Source organism: Chryseobacterium endalhagicum (assembly GCF_016745235.1).
GTDB classification, from domain to species: Bacteria; Bacteroidota; Bacteroidia; order Flavobacteriales; family Weeksellaceae; genus Chryseobacterium; species Chryseobacterium endalhagicum.
In genome coordinates this window covers 1,789,809-1,809,310 of record NZ_JAELVM010000001.1, presented here as the reverse complement: position 1 = coordinate 1,809,310, position 19,502 = coordinate 1,789,809, and the positions used below count along the sequence as shown (strand labels likewise).

The window sequence follows — 19,502 nt, the reverse complement described above, 5'->3', positions numbered from 1 at the left end:
CTTATCTTACTTTACGATGTTGATTTTCGAACCGTTATCAAGATTGATCTGTCCGCTGGTCACTACCTGTTCTCCGCCATTCAGTCCGCTTAAGATCTGAACTTTGTCACCGTATACTTTTCCGGTTTGTACTTTGATCAGTTTAGCCGTTCCATTGCTTACCACAAATAACTGCCCTGAGCTTACTCCGTTTACAAAAGCTTCTGCCGGAACGGTCAGCATATTCTGAGTTTCAGCACCGTGATTGGTTTTAAATAAAGCTGTTGCGTACATACCTGCTTTTAAGTTTCCTCTGTTCTGAACTTCAATTTCAACCGGGAAATTTAAAGAAGCATCACTTTTAGGAGCAATAAATGTAATTCTACCGCTGAATGAATCTTCAGGTAAAACATTTACATTAATCGGAACTTCCTGACCCAATGCAATTCTTCCCACCTGGCTTTCGTCTACTAATACGGAAAGTTTCAGACTGTTGATGTTAACGATCTCAAACATAGAGGTTCCTACAGAAACCACTGTTCCGGGTTCAACCATTTTTTTATTGATCGTTCCGCTGATTCCCGCACGGATGCTGGTATCATTTACTCTTACTCCCTGTGCTCTTACGGCTGCCTGAGCATTTTTCAGCTGTAATCTTGAATTATCTACCTGCTGTTTGGTAACCCCTCCGGTTTTAAAGGCATTTTCATAACGCTGGTTATCGATAATGGCATTTTGCAAATTATTCTGAGCCTGAGAGACGTCAACCTCAATCGCGTCTTTTTTGATCACGGCTAAAGTCTGTCCCGCAGAAACTCTTGAACCTTCTTTTACCAGAACACTTACAATACGTCCGGCAATTTCAGAAGACTGGTTCATTTCCTGCTTGGGAATGAAAGTTCCGTTGGCTGAGTAATCTGTATTGATATTTTCTCTTGCAACGGTTACTACATTCACGTTGATTTTGTCAACCTGTTTAGCAACTTCCTTTACTTCCTTGGTCTGTTTCTCCTTATTATCTGCAATCTTGTAAGCCGCTAAACCGACTAAGACCGCTGCTACGATGATATATATTAAAGTTTTTTTCATTTTAGTTGAGTATTAATTTTGTAGTGTGTTCAGTTCTCCTTTAGCCTTGATTAACTTGATCTCAGCCTGCTTGTAATCCAGTAATGCGTTGGAATAGTTCTGTTTTGCCTGTGTTAAAGCGTTTTCAGAATCCAATACTTCGGTAAGTGTTGCCAAACCGTACTGGTAATTGGACTGTGTATTCTTCTGAACTCTTTCAGCAAGTTCCACATTGTCTTTCATGCTTTGAATATTGATGATAGAGTTCTCCATATTCGTGATGGCATTTTTATAATCAAGATCCAGGCTCAGCTGCGTCTTTTGAATATCCTGATCAATGTCCAGAATATCTATTTCAGCCTGCTGAATTTTAGCTTTAGTAGCGCCTCCGGTAAAAATCGGAACGTTGATGTTCAGACCGATCGCGGAATAATCACTCCAAAGAACGCCATTATTAAGACCGTTTGTTAAAGGAAATTTCTTACCCATACCAGCCCAGCCGTAATTGGCAGTAAGGCTCACTGTAGGATACAGATAGGCTTCTGTAGCTTTCTTGTTAAACTGAAGAAGCTCTCTGTTTTTGGTTAAAACTTTAAGCTCGGTACGGTTGTCAAGATTCACATTGCTGGCAATCAGTTCAGGTTTCGGCTCGATGGTTTTTTCTTCAAGCTCGATGTCTGTCCCAATGGGAACTCCCATATAAAATTTTAAAGCATTTTTTGAAAGCTCAACGGAATTGATCAGCTGCTGCTTATTGGAACCGATGTTGGTAAGCTGTACGTTGGTACGGTCTAAATCGATCGCTTTCGCCAAACCGTTATCTACCAGACTTTTAATTACATTTCTTACTCTTTCGGTATTGGCATAGCTTGCTTCTACTGTTTTAAGATTCTCTTCCTGTACAAAAACCTGATAATACGCTGTGGCCACATTTTCAATGATCTGTTCGTTGGTCAGCTGTGCATTCAGTACATAGAATTCTCTTGTAGATTTTGCCGCCTTAAGACCGGTAAATACTCTCTGGTCAAAGATCGCCTGCTGAAGCTGAACTACTGCACTTGAACTCCAGGGCTGTCCCAGCTGGGCTCTGATTCTCTCTCCTCCGAATTCAAGCAAAGATTCCTGAATCACCGGATTATAGGTTAAACCTGCCGTGGCGCTGATCTGTGGTAAAGCTCCGGCCCGGGCCTCATCAATTTTATATTCAGCTTTTTTGATCTGCAATGCTGCTTTTTTAGCTTCCGCTTTATTCTGCAGGGCCTGCTTGATGGCTTCCTGTAAAGAAACCTGCTGCTGGGCAGATACTGATGAAAAGCCGAAAATCATAAACGCTGCAGCTATCCCAATTTTTAGCTTTTGAGCAGTTATACGTTTTCTTTTCATAATTTATACTTCGTTTATTTTTTTAATTAAATTTTCCTGTCTACGTTTTGTTTCTAAAGGACGAATCATTTCATAAAATACTTTAACATTTTTTTAATTTTTGAAAAGCATGTTGATAATGATCTCTTTTCTTTCGGAAATTATTTTATCATATTCCGCATCGCTGATCATCAGATTCTCCATAAACAAAGGCCTTACAGCACTTGGGAATACAAGAAGTGAAACCATATTCAGGATAAACTGAACGGGCGCCATCTTTTCTATATTTCCCAGTTCCATCTCTTTCTCGATGTCTTTATACAGAGTATCCAGTACATCTTCTTCAATTTCTCTCTGATGGCAGTTCCCCTTATTGATCTGTGAAACGATGTAGGTTTCCAGATACGGATACTGAAGGCTGGTAGAAAGACTGCCTTCTATAAACTTGCTGATCTTTACTTTAAAAGGAAGATCTGCATTCTGAATGATCTTGGATTTCTCCTGTTCCACCCGCTGAGCTTCATCGAAAATAATCTGGATGAGATTATCTCTTGAACGGAAATAGTAGTTAATAAGCGTTCTGTTTACTCCGGCTTCATCCGCAATCTCCTGGGTAGTAGCATCAAATTTCCCTTTCACAAAGAATAAATTCTTCGCTGTCTCTTTGATCAATTCCTGTGTTTGGTCTTTTTTCGCTTGATTTGACATTATTGTTAAACAATTTTGTGCAAATGTAAATCAAATTCTGTTTTTGACAAAATTGTTAAACAAAATAATTAAACAAAATTGTTATGATTTGCATCATGTTTTTAATGTTCAGTTTGAGATTATTATGAATTAATCTTGGGTGGGAAAGGCATTTTTTTATCTTTGCCGCCAAATCAATGATTATGAAAAAAAACTTTCTCTTTATTCTTATTTTAAGTTTTTCCGCCTTAACTGCACAACTAAATTTCAAATTATTGGAGGGGAACTGGATCGTGAATAAGAAGGAGTTTAAAGACGGAAGCAGGTATATTCCCTTTAGACAGATGAAAAATTGGGATAAGGTATTCATTTTTCAATCTAATTCATATTATTCAACAGAATTTTTGAGAAACCAAACAAATCCTTTTCCTTACAAATACAAAACTAACGGAAATAAACTTTCGATGGCTGAAGGCCATTTTATAATTATCGAAAAATTAACAGAATCTGACTTAATACTTGTTGATGGTAATGAAGAAAGAGAAGAAAGCCTTCACATCCGATATTATTTGACCCGATATGATGTTCAGAAGGAACAGGATCTTTTAAAAAACAATGCCAGAGATACATTAACATCCACAACAGCACTATCTCCAGTACCTAAAGTCAATATTTTTGGTGATGAGTTTACATCAAGTTCCAATTTTCCTTTCAGAGCAAAAGGTTATCTTTTTTTTGATATGAGAATGAAAACTGTAAAGGCTCATTTCACTGATTCTAGAAATCTTTCACTTCAGGATCGTGGCAGGCTAGAAGCCATATATAATTCTACATTTAAATCATGGGATTTTAGTGCAGTAAAAGCTTTTAAATTTATAAAAATGCCTTTTATTCTCGCTCTTTATAAATATTCAACAACTCCTACGATCAGCTATTCACGTATTGTGACGGATTATAATACCCACGATTATAATGATATTATTCTTCCTGACCCATTCCAAAACCCTCAGGAATCACTTAAGTATTTTGTCAAAGGAATCAAATGTGTTGAAAACGAAAAATATGATTGTGCTTTACAGAATTTTAAACTTTCATTTGAAAGAGATAAGTATAATTTTGATTCACATTACAACTATGCAGCTATAAACCATACATTAGGAAAGAAAGATGAAGCGTGTAAAAAATGGACTGAGCTGATACAGTATGGTCAAAAGAAAGCAGAGGTTTATTACAAGACACACTGTAATAAGTAAATAAAACAGTTCATATTCCTGTAAACTCCTTCAATATTAATTTTGACTATTCAGTTTGAAATTACTAATCCTTATTCCCTGTCAAGTGAGGCATTTTTATATCTTTGCCGCAAAAAAAATAATAACTGATGCGAAAGATTTTATTTCTGTTCACGGTGCTTCACTGTGCACTATCCTATTCTCAAGACAAGACACAAAACAACGATTACTATTTCTACGAAAACAAGGGACAAATTGTTGATCAGAATGGGAAAGAAAACAAAGATGTTAAATATTTGTATCATTCTGCAGGATTAAATGTACAATTGCGGGCCAATGGTTTTTCATATGATGTATACGAAACCAAAAAGACACCGAACCTCAATTCTTCAAAATATCTGAAAAACACAGTTTCTGGTTCAAAATCTTATCATTTAGATGAATTTAATTATGAACAGCTTTTTCATAGAATTGATATTGAGCTGATCAATTCCAATAAAAATGCATCGCTCAAAGCAGAAGGAAAATCTCCGGATTACGATAACTATTATAATCTGTCTGAAAAACCGGGAGGCATTACCAATGTTCACCGTTATCAAAAGCTTATCTACAAAGATATCTATCCTCATATTGATCTGGTATTTTTCAAACCAAAAGATACTCTAAAGCCTGTTGAATATAATTTCATCATCAACCCCGGTGGAAAAATATCCGATATAAAGATGAAATTCAATGGTGCACCCACTTCCATCAAAGCCGGAAAACTGGCTATGAATGTACGTTTTGGGGAAATTCATGAAAATATTCCCAATAGCTGGATCTTGGGCAGTAGAAAAGAAAATATTGATGTTTCTTTTAAAGATCTGGGTGATCAGATATTTGGGTTCAACGCACCTGTGAATGTATCTGATAAAACCATTGTTATTGATCCCGTTCCAACAAGAATCTGGGGAAGCTATGCAGGAGGCACAGGTGAAGATTATGGAAAGATCAAAACTGATGTACAGAATACCGGTTACCTTATCGGAGCTACTTCAAGTGCGACCAACTTTGCGACTACGGGAACGTACCAGCAGACTCTGGCAGGAAACTTTGATGCTTATGTAATGAAACTCACCAAAACCGGACAAAGACTTTGGGGAACCTATTATGGATCGTGGATGACAGATACATTTGAAGATGTGGATTTCGACGAAAATTTCAATGTTTTTGCGGGAGGAACTGTTCAAAGAGGACCCAATAATAAAAATATCGTCCTTGTAAAATTCAGCAGTACAGGAACCTTACTTTTTCAAAAAGAATTTAATTCAACCCGAGATGAGGGGCTTTATACAGTCTCTTACAATCAGAATCATGTTTATTTGGGCGGAGATACATTCAGTGATGATTTTCCTACGACCAATGCCATGCAGACCGCCAAACTCACTCCTTCAGGAATGACGGACGGTATTCTGGCATCCTTGGATTCGGTAAGCGGAGCTGTGGACTGGGCTACCTATTTTGGAAAAGCAGATGGGTCTACGACTATTGTACACATCATGTCATCTGTTGACAATCTCGAGATGATCGGACTGACGCAGTCTGCCAATATTCCAATGATCAATGCATTTCAGCCAGTGAAAGGAGGAAGTGTAGACGGAATCTATTTAAAGCTTTCAAAAAATGGGAATACATTGCTGAGATCCAGCTATTACGGAAATGAATATGCAGAAGTAATATGGAAAGGTGCAATTGTAAATAATACTTTAATTCTACCCGGAAAATATACCACACCTTCTTTTCCTTCCGGACAGCCGGGAGTTTGGCGTGTAGATTTAAATACCAATACTATCACTAAGAATTACTTTAATTTTGAGGCTGGCTACCAGCTGAATGCTTATCCCGACTCATCAGGAAATATTTTTTTCACAGGTCTTCATTCAAGCGGACAGCCGGATATCTCTACACCAGGTGCGTATATGGGAATGCCTCCGATGTATATTTCTACCTTTCTCATTAAATATAATCAAAATGATGTCAAAGAATGGGGAACTTATTATACTGGAAACGGAGCCACACAGTTAGGACTGGTTACGAAAGATAACGAGGGAGCCATCTATTTCACAGGAATGTCCAGCGGAAATACAGCAGGTATTGCAACTCCGGGAACGTTTCAGCAACAACCAGGAGGCGGAAATGATATTTTTATTGCCAAATTTCAGGACTGTACTTCTGCTGCAGTTGTCACTTCCAACTCACCAGTCTGTACGAACTCTACCCTCCAATTAAATGCTACCGGCGGATCTGTCTACAGCTGGACAGGACCCAATGGATTTACTTCAAATCTACAGAATCCTGCCATTCCCAATGCTACAGCAGCCCATTCAGGAATCTATACCTGCCAGGTTTCCGGATCCGGAGCCTGCGATGGTAGTTTTACGGTAAACGTTGTAGTTGGAGATAACCTGGCCCCTGTTCCAAATATTAATACACTTCCGACTATTACAGGTGATTGCCATACAGTGATTACCAATATTCCAACAGCAGCAGACAACTGCGCCGGAACCATTACAGCTGCTACAACAGATCCTCTTTCTTATTCAATTCCGGGAACGTATACCATACACTGGAATTATAATGACGGAAACGGAAATATAGCCACACAAAACCAAACCGTTATTGTAAATGCCATTCAAGCGCCTGCCGCAAATGCTGCACAGGTTTTCTGTGCTTCCAATAATCCAAAAGTTTCCGATCTTCAGAGTACGGGTCAGAATATCAAATGGTATGATGCTGCAGGAAATCTACTGGCTGCTACAACTCTTCTGGTGAATGGACAAACTTATCATGCCTCCCAAACCGTTAACGGATGTGAAAGTAGCAGGATAGCTGTTCAGGTGACCGTAAACAGTACACCAACTCCAACAGCAAATACGGCTCAGGAATTCTGTGCAACAGCATCGCCTACGCTGGCCAATTTGGTGATAACAGGAACATCTATTCTATTTTATAATGCTTCAGGAAATGTTCTTCCGCTTACGACACCTCTTGTTCACGGGCAGACTTACTATGTGACTCAAACCATTAACGGATGTGAATCTGAGAAACTGGCTATAGCCGTTACACTTTCAGTCAATAATGTTCCTGCAGCTAACCATACGGCTGTATTATGCAACAGCTCCACGGCAAATACGATGAGTGTAAATCTTCATTCGTATGAAAGTAATATCATCAACAATCCGGGAAATTATATTTTCACCTATACTGATAGTGCCGGAAATATCATTACCAATCCGGCTAACTATACTTTAAACACTGGAACAACGGTTATCACAGTAAAAGTGGCTACTGCTGACGGATGTTTTAATACCGTAAGACTTACTTTAACGTTAAATCCCAAACCTGTCATTGAACTTTCTGATCAGGCAGATTTCTGTGAAGGCAAAACCGTTACACTGGATGCCGGACCAGGCTTTGCCTCTTATCTTTGGAGCACCGGAGCAACCAGTCAATCCATTACTGTTTCTACGCCGGGGACGTATACTGTGACTGTGAAAAATATTTTTGGATGCGAGAATACGAAATCTGTTCAGGTTACTTATTCTGTTCTGGCCACCATTGTAGCCGTTAATATCAATAACAATACGGCTACTGTAGTCCTTTCTGCATCAGGAAACTATGAATATTCATTAGATAATTTCACGTGGCAGGATTCCAATGTTTTTACTCATTTGGGGACAGGAGAATATACAGTTTATGTCAGAACAAAATCTGGTTGTATCATCGGACAGAAAAAGTTCTCTATTTTCAATATTCAGAATGCTATAACGCCGAACGGTGACGGAAACAATGATACCTGGAAAATTGCAGGACTGGAAAACTATCCGGGAACAGAAATCTATTTATACGACAGAAAAGGATTCGTTATTTTAAAAGAAATTATCACGAAGAAACCTTTTGTATGGGATGGGAAGTATCATCAGCAGTCTGTAGCTACAGGAAACTACTGGTACACCATTAAAGTTTCAGACGGAAGAACGTACAGCGGATGGCTTCTGGTAAAGAACAGAGATTAAAAGAAAAACGGGCAGAAAATTCTGCCCGTTTTTTATTTATAACAATTTTATCTTATCTTCTGAAATATCAACGATCTTATCCTTATACAATCCGCCGAGTGCTTTCTTGAAATTCTTCTTGCTCATCTGAAGCTCGTCTTTGATCTCTTCTGGGGATGATTTGTCGGACAGGTAAAGGAGTCCGTAGTTTTCCTCCAGCTTAGTCAGGATTTTCTGTTTAAACTCGTCAATATTCTCAAAACCTTCCGGCTGCAGGGAAACATCAATCTTACCGTCTTCACGGATGGCTTTGATAAAACCACTTTCTTCCGATAAGGGATACAGTTTTTTAAATACATCTGAAGCATATACCAATCCGATGTACTGCTTGTTGATCACCACATTCCAGCCCAGCTCACTTTCGTTCATCATCAGCAGGTCTACTCTGTCTCCCTTCTGGAAAGGAAGATCCAGATATTGTGGATTTCTTTTGAATTTTGTAGTTCCGGTGATCAGATCCAGGTCTTCGTCTACATAAAGATAAACCAGGTATCTTTTGCCTTCAATAATTTTGGATTTCTGCTGTTTGTAAGGAATAAAAAGGTCTTTAATAATACCCCAATCCATAAAAGCCCCGCTTGGAAGGCTCTGCACACAGCTCATTACCGCATACTCGCCTACTTCAGCCAATGGAATTTCAGTGGTAGCTTTTAATTTGCCGTCATCCTGATAGACAAAAACTTCAACATCATCATCAATTTCTTTCTCATCGCTGGTAAATACTTTAGGAAGAAAAGCTTTTTCGCCTGTTTCATCCGTCAGGATCCATCCTGAATAGTTTTTATCTGAAATTTTTAAAGTCTGGGTTTTTCCGAGTTGCATTGAATATAAAATTAGCCACAAAGGTACGGAAAATTGAAGATTTTAAACTACATCTTCTATTTTGCCTGATTTCGAAGATTCTTTTGTACTCAAACTGTCCATAAAACCTGTACATTTGATTCATTAAACTATGGATATGAAAAAATATTCTATCATGTTCTTTGTCTTGATTACAACGGCTATGAATGCCCAATGGGATAAGACCGCTTTTAATATTGCCTACCGCTTCACAGGAAGAAATGTAGTGCAGGCCGGCTTGGAATTTAAAGCCAATATCGCACGGGAACAGTCCCTGATTATAGGAGCTTCCATGCTGTACACTTCCATTAACCATAAGGACCAGTTTCTTCCGGAAGCCAATATGTATTATACCAATATTAAAGGCCAGCTTTTAGGCGTGTCGGCCAACCCTTATTCCATAGAGCCAAGAATAGGTTTTTCACTTTTTAATTTCATGTATCTCAATACGGGATATGCACTCCCCATTCACAGGGAGAAATATTTTAAAGGAATCACTTTTGGAGTTCAGTTTAATATAGCACCCGTGAAAAATTCCGCCTTTTATGACCGTTTAAAAATGATGTAAAAAAAGAGAAGACAGCTACTTTACATGTGTTGAACCAGTTTAAAAAATTATTAAAACCCACTGTAATTCTATCTTTGGGGTTCCATAACCTCCATCTTCCATCTCCAGACCTCCTGACAATTATAAAAAACAATCTTCTCTATTGCGTTACACTGAACTGAGCCTGAATTCCTTTTAATTTTCCATATATCTTTTCCAATAATTCATCAGACAGATGGTGAAGATTAAAATACGTTTTCAATGTGAAGGCCAGCTGATCCGGGGCTGTTATATCTGATGTTTCTTTTCTTCCGTCATTCCAACGGATATTGAATGTACTGTTGAAAAGCGCATAACGGGCTTCTTCATCCACTCTGGTGATCATCAGAAACTGATTAAACATAGAGTTTGGACCGGTGGCAATATACCAATTCGCCATTTCCAGATCTGAGAATTCCACTTCTTCCAGGGAGAATTTATAAATGGGCAGCCATTCCTCTTTTAAAACTTCCAGCGTGTAAAAGCTGTCTGTATGCACAACACGAAATAAACCGTTTGGAGTTTCCTGTTCAACATCTGTATTCAGCAGTATCGGGGTGGTAAGGGTCATGGAACCAAAACCTACGTCTACCAGATACTTTACACCTTCTACATCCGTACTCAGCAGCATATGGGAACGTGCTGTACCAGAGCCATCTCTGCTGCCCCACACTACCCTCGCCAGGTGCATTTTTATGGTAAACCCTAAACTTTCCAAAACATTTTTGAACAGGGAATTCTGTTCATAGCAATAACCACCTCTCTGAAGCGTTACCAGTTTATTGAAGATCAGATCTTCTTGCAAGGATGGTGTTTCTCCGGTGAATGTATCTATATTTTCAAAAGTGATATGTTTGGGATGCAGCTGATGGATCTTTTTTAAAAGTTCCGGTTTTTCTGTTTTTTCCAGTAATCCTTCTGCTCCTATTCGTTTTAAATAAAGGTTTAATTCCTTATTTTCCATATTTCTGATTTTAAATGTATTCTTATTCAAAGGTCGGGATTGTTTAGACTTGAAAGTAGGCCAAAAGAGGGAGTTTTTAGGACAAATCAATCATTTCCACGCATCTTTTGATTGTTAATAATTGAAACAAAAAAGAGAATCCGTCTCACAAAATGGTCGTGAGCGGATTCTTTAGTCTTTAAATATTTAAATTCTTAAATCTTTCAATCAAAAATTAAATATGGATCGGTCTCTTCTCTGTAGCATCCAATGCCGCTTCTTTAATAGCTTCAGCATACGTTGGGTGAGCATGAGAACTTCTTGCAATATCTTCAGCACTTGCACGGAATTCCATAGCAATAACGCCTTCTGCGATAAGGTCGGCAGCTCTTGCCCCGATGATGTGCATTCCTAAAACTTCGTCAGTTTTTTCGTCTGCAATAATCTTCACAAGTCCGTCTACATCACCGCTTGCACGGCTTCTTCCTAACGCTCTCATTGGGAAAGAACCTACTTTGTACGCTACTCCTTCTTCTTTCAGCTGCTCTTCAGTTTTACCAACTCCGGCAACTTCAGGCCATGTGTAAACAACACCAGGAATCAGGTTATAATTGATATGCGGCTTCTGACCTGCAATGATTTCAGCAACCAAAGTTCCTTCTTCGCTGGCTTTGTGAGCAAGCATCGCACCTTTGATTACGTCACCGATTGCGTAGATGTTGGCAACGTTAGTCTGCAAATGGTCGTTTGTTTTTACTCTTCCTCTTTCATCCAGTTCCACACCGGCTTTTTCAAGTCCAAGACCTTCTGTGTACGGCTTTCTTCCTACAGAAACCAAACAGTAATCTCCTTCTACAACTACTTCTTCTCCTTTTTTATCTTTAGCCGTTACTTTTACAGTATCTCCATTTCTTTCAACGGCAGAAACTGCTGTAGAAAGCATAAACTTCATTCCCTGCTTTTTAAGAACTTTAGTCAGTTCCTTGCTTAAAGCACCATCCATTCCTGGAATAATTTTATCCATGAATTCAACCACGGTTACCTGAGCTCCTAATCTTAAGTATACAGAACCTAGTTCAAGACCGATTACACCTCCTCCGATTACCACTAAATGTTTAGGGATTTCTTTAAGGTTTAAGGCTTCTGTAGACGTGATCACTCTTTCTTTATCCAGAGATATGAATGGAAGTGAAGACGGCTTGGAACCCGTTGCAATAATGGTATATTTAGATTCAATGGTTTCTGAAGAACCATCTTTTTTAGTGATTTTGATCTGTGTAGCAGATTCAAAGCTTCCCAAACCTTCAAAAACAGTGATCTTATTTTTGTCCATCAAAAAGTTGATTCCTTTTGTTGTCTGATCTACCACTTCGTTTTTACGCTCAATGATTCTTGCAATATCAGCTTTCGGCTCATTGATAATGATTCCGTGGCTTGCAAAATTATGTTTTGCGTTTTCGAAATGTTCAGAACTGTCTAAAAGCGCTTTTGACGGAATACATCCAACGTTAAGACATGTTCCGCCTAAAGTTGAATATTTTTCAATAATTGCTGTTTTGAAACCTAATTGAGCTGCACGGATCGCAGCTACATAACCTCCAGGACCAGAACCGATTACGGTAACATCGAATTGACTCATGTTTTTATATGAATTTGTTTATTATTATCTTACTTACTTCTCACAAATTTACATATAAATTACCAAGCACCAAAGTGAGTTTTATCAATTTTGGAATTGTTCGTTCGATGCTTTCATTTTACAGAATCTATTATTTCAGCAGTTTTATATTTTCTTCGCTGCCTTCTTTCAGATAAATGGCTGTAAAAATGAGCGGTTTTTCTGCTGAGGCATTATCGAAATGAAGAATTTTCACATTTTTCGGTTCATAGAAAGCGTCTCCTTCATGAAGAATCACCTTCTGCTGCCCTTCTATCTGAAACAGAGCCTCTCCGGATCTGATTATTCCCAATACAGGACAGGGATGCAGATGTTCAGGTGCCCCGACTCCCGCCGGCATCGTTATTTCCTGAATTTCTGTGGAATTAACTTTCTGATCAACCGCCGTCTTTAATAATTCTTTTCTGGAGATTGACTTCTGCTGGGCCGTCATTACAACAGCATTCAGCATCAAAATAACAATTATAAACGGCTTCATAGATGTGATATTTATTTTTATTAAATCAGCATAAAATACTAGACATTCAACTTTCCTTGTCCAAATGTTCCTGTGCTTTCAAAAAACGAACCTCCATATACATACCATTCAAGATTTTCCAGATACTCCACTGCATTTTCAGGAGTTATCTGTGAGCGGTCTTTTTTCGAAACGATTCCTTTGTACCATCTTCCTGACCTGGAAAAACTTTCATATTCTACAAAATAACGAATCCATATTCTCTGACAAAGTTTGCACTGTTGAATAGTTACTTCTCCATATCTTCCGTTAGTATGGTCTATGCCTAATTCAGAACTTCTGTATTCCGTGTAATCCGAAGTCGGTTTTTCGCAGGCACATCCAATTTTGGGGATTGTATTCATTGATGAATATTGATTTTAAATAAAATTAACGAAGATCAAATGTAAAAAAATATGAAGTCATAAAGCAAATCCGGCCGTTATTTCTTCATCAGATCCATCAGAACCTTTTCATATTTATCGAGAATGATATTCTTTGAGAATCTTGATCTGATGGAGTTTTTTATCGCATCTCTGTTATAATTTCCCTGAAGAACCTTCATTATTTTCTGAGAAAAATCTTCATAATCTTCAATATTGGAAACTTCGCCATTAATCTGATGCTGAATGATCTCATTGATTCCTCCGGGACAGTTATTGGCCAGAGAATAGGTTCCGCACGCTCCCGCTTCCAGAAGTACATTCGGGAAACCTTCATATCTTGAGGAAAGAATAAAAAGATCGGCGTATTTCAGATACTCGTAAGGATTGTCCTGTCTGCCGTGAAAAATGACATTTTTTAATCCCAGAAAATCTTTTGTCTGAAGCAAAACATCTTTGTCTTTGCCATCGCCCAGTATGTGAAGCAGGATGTTTTCATTTTTAAGCCTTGAAAACACTTTCAGAAGGTTATCGAAGCCTTTTCTGGCCGACAGATTGCCGATCGCAACTACATTTTTGTAATTGTATTTGAAACAGTCCGGTTTGGTGGAAAGGGCTAATTTTTCGTTGATGAAATCAAAATCTACAGGATTGTTTATTTTGACAATTTTCTTTTTCTTAATATTGAAATTATCTACCAGATCATGCATCATATCATCACTTTGAGCAATGATTTTCTGATAGTTATTGTAAAAATTATAAAAGAATTTAATCTCTTTCCGGGTCACATGCTGGGTCACCACATTGGTTTCTCTCGCTATGAATTTCGTTCTCGGAAAAAGCTTGATAAACAAGGCCAGATAGGCATTCACCTCCCCAAAACCGGAAAACACAATATCAGGTTTCCGTCTGTAGATTTCTCCCAGAATAGGTTTTAAGGAATGTCGGATGCGTTCTGTATTGATATCAATGATTTCAACATCTTTTTTCAAAAAATTAAGGTATCCGCCCTGTTTGCGGAGCAGCAGGATTTTAGGCTCAAACCGATCTCTGGAAAGATGATTGGCAATAGTGGTCACAATTCTTTCTGCGCCACCGGTTTCCAGATCCGGCAGAATAAATATGACAGAAATCTTTTTCATCTATGTAAAATTAGTAAAAAGTTTTGGTAACCTTTAATTTTAAACTTTCGAAAACAGGAATAATTTCGCTGATGTCCTCAACACTTAAAAAGACATATTTGTCTTCATCGAAGTTCATCCCATTTCTTTTAAAAAAAGAAAAAGGCTCATCATTTTTCCCAAAAATAGTTTCAGGTTCACCAAAAATAATATTTCCGAAAAATTTATTATTCATTTCGATGTTGATCTGATCTATTTCTTCCAATTTTTTTTCCTTTATAATTTTTTTAGTTAACTTCTCAGCAATAATAATTCGCTCATTGGTAATGAGATAATAATTATTTTTTAAATCTGAATATCTTAAAATCCATCTGAAAAATGCTAAATATAATCCCGTCCCAAACATAAATATTGCAAAAAAGAAAAAGAAAGAAGTCATATTTATAAGAAATAGTATGGAAATTCCCAAATAAAAAAAAGAGAAAACAATTCTCAGCTTCTCCGTCATATTAAAAAAGAAACCCTTCCGTGGAAGAATTTCTTTTAAAATTATTTCGTTATTCTGTAAATTCATTCTTAGTTAGCTACATCACTGATGAATTTTATTCTCAGCATTCTCACTTCTTCATCCGAAAGTTCATCTCCGAACTCATCCAGAAGTACTTTCATACTGTCGCTTTCAGATTCTGTCATGAATTCTATGAAGCCGTCTACGATATCTTCATCAAAATTATCTTCAATATAATAATCAATATTCAGCTTTGTCCCCTGGTAAACGATACTTTCCATTTCCTTTAAAAGTTCGTTCATGGAAAGGTTCTTGGCTCTCGCAATGTCTTCCAGGTCTATTTTTTTATCCGTACTCTGAATAATGAAAACTTTGTGGCTGGATTTGTTCGCCACCTGTTTCAATACCATATCCTGGGTACGCTCAATATTGTTTTCTTCAACGTAAGCTTTAATGAAATCGGCGAATTCTTTACCGTATTTCTTGGCTTTACCTTCTCCTACGCCATAAATTTTCGCTATTTCTTCCAGTGAAACAGGATACTGAACCGTCATATCCTCCAAACTGGGATCCATGAAAACCGTATAAGGCGGAATTCCATGTTTTTTGGCTACTTTTTTCCTTAAATCTTTCAGCTGGCCAAATAGATTTTGGTCCATTCCCGTGCTGGCCTGCATCTGTACCTGCTCATTTTCTGCTTTGGTCTGGCTCAGATCAAATTCTCTGTCTTCAGCGATCAGAAACGGTTCTTTAGTTTTTCCGCTCAGGAAATTTCTGGCCTTTTCAGACATTTTTAAAACCCCGTAGGTTTCAATATCTTTTTGTAGAAAACCCTGAACAGTAGCCTGTCTCAAAATGGTTTTCCAGTAATTATCTTTTTCCTCTTTTCCGAAACCGAAATGAGAAGTCTGTTCTAATTTATAGGATTTGGTCACTGCATTTTCTTTTCCTACAATCACCGAAATCAGATCTTTGGATTTGAATTTTTCTCCTGTATCTTTAATGAGTTCCAGACTTTTCCTAAGATCAGCCACTGCATCTTTTAATTTCGGGGGATTGGAAGAATTGTCGCACATATCTGCTCCTTCCCCTTTTACCGGATCAAAATTTTCTCCGAAATAATACAGAATATACTGCCTTCTGCTCATTGAAGTTTCTGCATAGCCTACCACTTCATTCAAAAGCTGCAACCCGATTTCCCTCTCGGAAACTGGTTTCTGTGCAAGGAATTTTTCAAGTTTTTCTATATCCTTAGGGTCGTAAAATGCCAGGCAGTGACCTTCGCCTCCGTCTCTTCCTGCTCTACCCGTTTCCTGGTAATAACTTTCAAGAGATTTAGGAAAATCATAATGGATTACGAAACGTACATCGGGTTTATCAATTCCCATCCCGAAAGCAATAGTTGCAACGATGACATCCACTTCTTCCATCAGAAATTTATCCTGATTGGCTACCCTCACTTTCTGATCCAGTCCGGCATGGTATGGAAGTGCATTGATCCCGTTGACCTGAAGCAGCTGGGCAAACTCTTCCACTTTTCTGCGGCTCAGACAATATATAATTCCTGATTTTCCTTTATGCAGATTGATGAAACGTACAATCTCCTTATCTATATTTACTTTCGGGCGTACCTCATAATACAGATTAGGACGGTTGAAACTTTCCTTAAATACCAATGCATCAGCCATACCCAGTGTTTTCTGGATATCATCCTGAACTTTTGGCGTTGCTGTGGCGGTAAGAGCAATCACCGGAACATCGGCGATTCTGTCGATAATAGATTTAAGGTTCCTGTATTCCGGCCTGAAATCGTGTCCCCATTCTGAAATACAGTGGGCTTCATCAATGGCTACGAAAGAGATTTTCACTTCTCTCAGAAAATCCAGATAATCATCTTTGATCAATGATTCCGGAGCTACGTACAAAAGCTTGGTCTTTCCTGCCTTGATGTCGTCAAAGACCTGTTTTGTCTGTGTCTTATTTAATGATGAATTTAATACGTGCGCCACCCCGTCATCAGATGAAAGGCCGTTTACCGCATCTACCTGATTCTTCATTAACGCTATTAAGGGCGAAACTACTATTGCCGTACCTTCTGAAATAAGTGCCGGAAGCTGGTAACATAATGACTTACCTCCTCCTGTTGGCATTAAGACAAATACATCCTTCCCACTGAGTAGGTTTTCAATGATTTGTTCCTGCTGGCCTTTAAATGTAGAAAACCCGAAATACTTTTTCAATTCGCCTGATAAATTGGCTTTTTTTGCGCTCATCTAATTTTCTATTGCTAAATTTGCATCCAACCCAAAGTTATAAAAATTCTGCTTAAAATAAAAGCGAACGAATTTATAAAAAATAAAACTTATATTAAATATTCTTTTTTAAATATAACGTTTTTCATTGGATTTTTTGTATACCTTATACTTATAAAATGGAAAGAACCGACATTATTTCAATTGCCAGGAGCACTTTAGAGATAGAAATTTCAGAACTTGAAAAATTAAAGAACAGAATAGATGAGGATTTTGCCCAGGCAGTAGAGATCATTCATTCAGCAAAAGGAAAATTAATTGTTGTAGGGATAGGAAAATCCGCCCATGTAGGTAATAAAATTGTGGCTACTTTAAATTCTACCGGTACTCCGTCTCAGTTCCTTCACGCTTCAGAAGCTATACACGGGGATCTTGGGGTGATCCAGAAGCAGGATGTAGTCCTGTGTATTTCCAATTCCGGAAATTCTCCTGAAATAGCAAATCTGGTTCCTTATTTAAAAGACTATTCTTCGGCTCTTATAGGAATGACCGGCAATAAAAACAGTAAGCTGGCAGAATTCTCCGAAATCGTTCTGGATACGCATGTAGATGTTGAAGCCTGCCCGAACAAGCTGGCTCCGACAAGTTCTACCACGATCCAGATGGCCCTTGGAGACGCATTAGCTGTAGCTTTAATGGAACTTAATGATTTCAGAGAGAATGATTTTGCTAAATTCCATCCGGGAGGAAGTTTAGGAAAGAATCTGGTTTCAAAGGTAGATCAGTTTTTATCTCCGCAAAAGCCGCAGGTAGAGGAAAACGCACCCGTAAGAGATGTTATTATTTCAATCAGTGCATCCAGCCACGGGATCACCGTTGTCACCAACGACGAAAAGATCATCGGGGTGATTACCGACGGAGATTTAAGAAGAATGCTGATGAAAGGCGATGATATCAGTAAAGTACAGGCAAGAGACATCATGTCTGCCCATCCTAAAACGATCGAGAGAGATACTTTAGCAAAAGATGCCATGAAGATTTTGAAAGAAAACAATATCGGCCAGCTGATCGTCACTGAAAACGGAAGCTATTTCGGGATTATTGACCTGCATACTTTACTTGATGAAGGGATCAATTAATTATTAAAAAAATTATTCTATTCACGATAAATCAGCAGACGGTATCCATAAAATGCCGTCTGTTTTTTCTGAAAACCAAATGTAACAGTATTTCCTTCATCAACTTAAATAAAATCCCGCTCAATAATTCTGAATACTGATTATTATTTCATAATTTCGCAGACTTAAATAGCTCAACTCAGATGGGTTTGTTATTTCAATAGACTCTAGTACTATGGACGAAAAAAAAGAAATGTCCTTTTTGGGACATATTGGAGAATTAAGAGGTCATCTTGTGCGTTCAATTATTGCGATTATTGTTGTCGCAATAGCTGTAGGATTCAATATCAACTGGATCATGGACCATATCTTTTTTGGACCTACCAGGAATGATTTTCCAACTTTCAAGATAGTCAATCATTTTTCCAGGATGCTTTTAGGAGAAGACAGTATCAAACTCCCGAAAGAATTCCCTGTCCGTGTACAAAGACTTTACCAGCAATTCAATGTAATGATGGCTGTGTCTGTTTTCGGAGGTATTGTGGGGGCTTTTCCTTATATTGTATGGGAATTATGGCGCTTCATCGGGCCTGCGCTCCATCCGAAGGAAAGAAAGAACTCCATATTTATCATCAATGCGGTGTGGATTCTGTTTATGACCGGAGTTTTATGCGGTTATTTCCTTATCCTTCCCTTTGCCGTTAATTTCGGGGTTATTTTCAAAATTTCCGATATTATTATTCCACTTTACGATTTAAGTGATTATACCACTCTATTTTTACAGGTTATTTTAGGTATGGGGGTTATTTTCCTCTTCCCTATTCTTATCTATTTCCTAACCAGTATAGGAATTCTTACACCTATGTTTATGAAGACCTACCGCCGTCATGCTATCGTTCTGATCATGGTTGTGGCAGCCATCATAACACCTGCGGATGTTTTAAGTATGCTTATGGCTGCTTTTCCACTGCTGATTCTTTATGAAATCAGTATTATCATGTGTTCTTTCACGTACAAAAAGGTTCAGAAGGCCGCTGGAAATTTACCCGTAGTTCAGAAGTAAGCCAGGCATTGGCTATTGGCTATTGGCTATTGGCTATTGGCTATTGGCTATTGGCTAAATTACGAATACTCTGTTTGTTGTTTTTGCAACAG

16 protein-coding genes are annotated in these 19,502 nt (G+C 38.1%); 5 read left to right on the top strand and 11 right to left on the bottom strand.

Annotation, left to right across the window (positions count from 1 at the left end; all coding sequences use genetic code 11):
- Window positions 1-6: 6 nt before the first annotated feature.
- The 3 genes from JET18_RS07900 to JET18_RS07890 form a co-directional block, all read right to left on the bottom strand.
- The gene (locus JET18_RS07900) at window positions 7-1,068 is read right to left on the bottom strand and encodes an efflux RND transporter periplasmic adaptor subunit (RefSeq protein ID WP_202090066.1); all 1,062 of its coding nucleotides are present in this window, start codon (window positions 1,066-1,068) and stop codon (window positions 7-9) included.
- A 12-nt stretch (window positions 1,069-1,080) separates the two neighbouring features.
- Window positions 1,081-2,430: a TolC family protein gene (locus JET18_RS07895; protein ID WP_202090065.1), complete on the bottom strand. Its 1,350-nt coding sequence runs from the start codon at window positions 2,428-2,430 to the stop codon at window positions 1,081-1,083.
- Window positions 2,431-2,523: 93 nt separating this feature from the next.
- Window positions 2,524-3,117, bottom strand: a complete 594-nt coding sequence (locus JET18_RS07890; RefSeq protein WP_202090064.1) for a TetR/AcrR family transcriptional regulator — start codon at window positions 3,115-3,117, stop codon at window positions 2,524-2,526.
- 182 nt (window positions 3,118-3,299) lie between these two features.
- Here JET18_RS07890 and JET18_RS07885 point away from each other — a divergent pair, with 182 nt between their 5' ends.
- Together JET18_RS07885 and JET18_RS07880 are read left to right on the top strand one after the other, a co-directional pair.
- Window positions 3,300-4,349 (top strand): tetratricopeptide repeat protein, encoded by a 1,050-nt coding sequence (locus tag JET18_RS07885; protein ID WP_202090063.1) that lies wholly within the window; start codon window positions 3,300-3,302, stop codon window positions 4,347-4,349.
- Window positions 4,350-4,477: 128 nt separating this feature from the next.
- Entirely contained in the window at window positions 4,478-8,383 is a 3,906-nt protein-coding gene (locus JET18_RS07880) for a DUF7948 domain-containing protein (protein ID WP_202090062.1), read from the top strand.
- 36 nt (window positions 8,384-8,419) lie between these two features.
- On the opposite strand, the gene JET18_RS07875 is transcribed toward JET18_RS07880, so the two are convergent.
- Complete coding sequence (locus JET18_RS07875) at window positions 8,420-9,244, bottom strand: CvfB family protein (protein WP_202090061.1); 825 nt, start codon at window positions 9,242-9,244, stop codon at window positions 8,420-8,422.
- Between the two features lie 136 nt (window positions 9,245-9,380).
- Here JET18_RS07875 and JET18_RS07870 point away from each other — a divergent pair, with 136 nt between their 5' ends.
- Entirely contained in the window at window positions 9,381-9,830 is a 450-nt protein-coding gene (locus JET18_RS07870) for a hypothetical protein (protein WP_202090060.1), read from the top strand.
- Between the two features lie 139 nt (window positions 9,831-9,969).
- Here JET18_RS07870 and JET18_RS07865 read toward each other — a convergent pair whose 3' ends face one another.
- The 7 genes from JET18_RS07865 to recQ form a co-directional block, all read right to left on the bottom strand.
- On the bottom strand, window positions 9,970-10,812 hold the full coding sequence (locus JET18_RS07865) for an arylamine N-acetyltransferase family protein (RefSeq protein WP_202090059.1): 843 nt from the start codon (window positions 10,810-10,812) through the stop codon (window positions 9,970-9,972).
- A 214-nt stretch (window positions 10,813-11,026) separates the two neighbouring features.
- Entirely contained in the window at window positions 11,027-12,430 is a 1,404-nt protein-coding gene (gene lpdA / locus JET18_RS07860) for a dihydrolipoyl dehydrogenase (protein WP_202090058.1), read from the bottom strand.
- A 130-nt stretch (window positions 12,431-12,560) separates the two neighbouring features.
- Complete coding sequence (locus JET18_RS07855; protein ID WP_202090057.1) at window positions 12,561-12,947, bottom strand: cupin domain-containing protein; 387 nt, start codon at window positions 12,945-12,947, stop codon at window positions 12,561-12,563.
- Window positions 12,948-12,985: 38 nt separating this feature from the next.
- On the bottom strand, window positions 12,986-13,330 hold the full coding sequence (locus JET18_RS07850) for a hypothetical protein (protein ID WP_202090056.1): 345 nt from the start codon (window positions 13,328-13,330) through the stop codon (window positions 12,986-12,988).
- 77 nt (window positions 13,331-13,407) lie between these two features.
- Entirely contained in the window at window positions 13,408-14,490 is a 1,083-nt protein-coding gene (locus JET18_RS07845; RefSeq protein ID WP_202090055.1) for a glycosyltransferase, read from the bottom strand.
- Between the two features lie 10 nt (window positions 14,491-14,500).
- A complete protein-coding gene (locus tag JET18_RS07840; protein ID WP_202090054.1) occupies window positions 14,501-14,908 on the bottom strand; it encodes a hypothetical protein in 408 nt (135 codons plus the stop codon).
- A gap of 137 nt (window positions 14,909-15,045) precedes the next feature.
- Window positions 15,046-17,250 (bottom strand): DNA helicase RecQ, encoded by a 2,205-nt coding sequence (recQ, locus tag JET18_RS07835; protein ID WP_202090053.1) that lies wholly within the window; start codon window positions 17,248-17,250, stop codon window positions 15,046-15,048.
- 158 nt (window positions 17,251-17,408) lie between these two features.
- Here recQ and JET18_RS07830 point away from each other — a divergent pair, with 158 nt between their 5' ends.
- Window positions 17,409-18,368 carry a KpsF/GutQ family sugar-phosphate isomerase gene (locus JET18_RS07830; RefSeq protein ID WP_202090052.1) on the top strand — a complete coding sequence of 320 codons (960 nt, stop codon included), beginning with the start codon at window positions 17,409-17,411 and terminating at the stop codon, window positions 18,366-18,368.
- Between the two features lie 214 nt (window positions 18,369-18,582).
- Window positions 18,583-19,410 (top strand): twin-arginine translocase subunit TatC, encoded by an 828-nt coding sequence (gene tatC, locus JET18_RS07825; protein ID WP_202090051.1) that lies wholly within the window; start codon window positions 18,583-18,585, stop codon window positions 19,408-19,410.
- Window positions 19,411-19,502 lie beyond the last annotated feature (92 nt).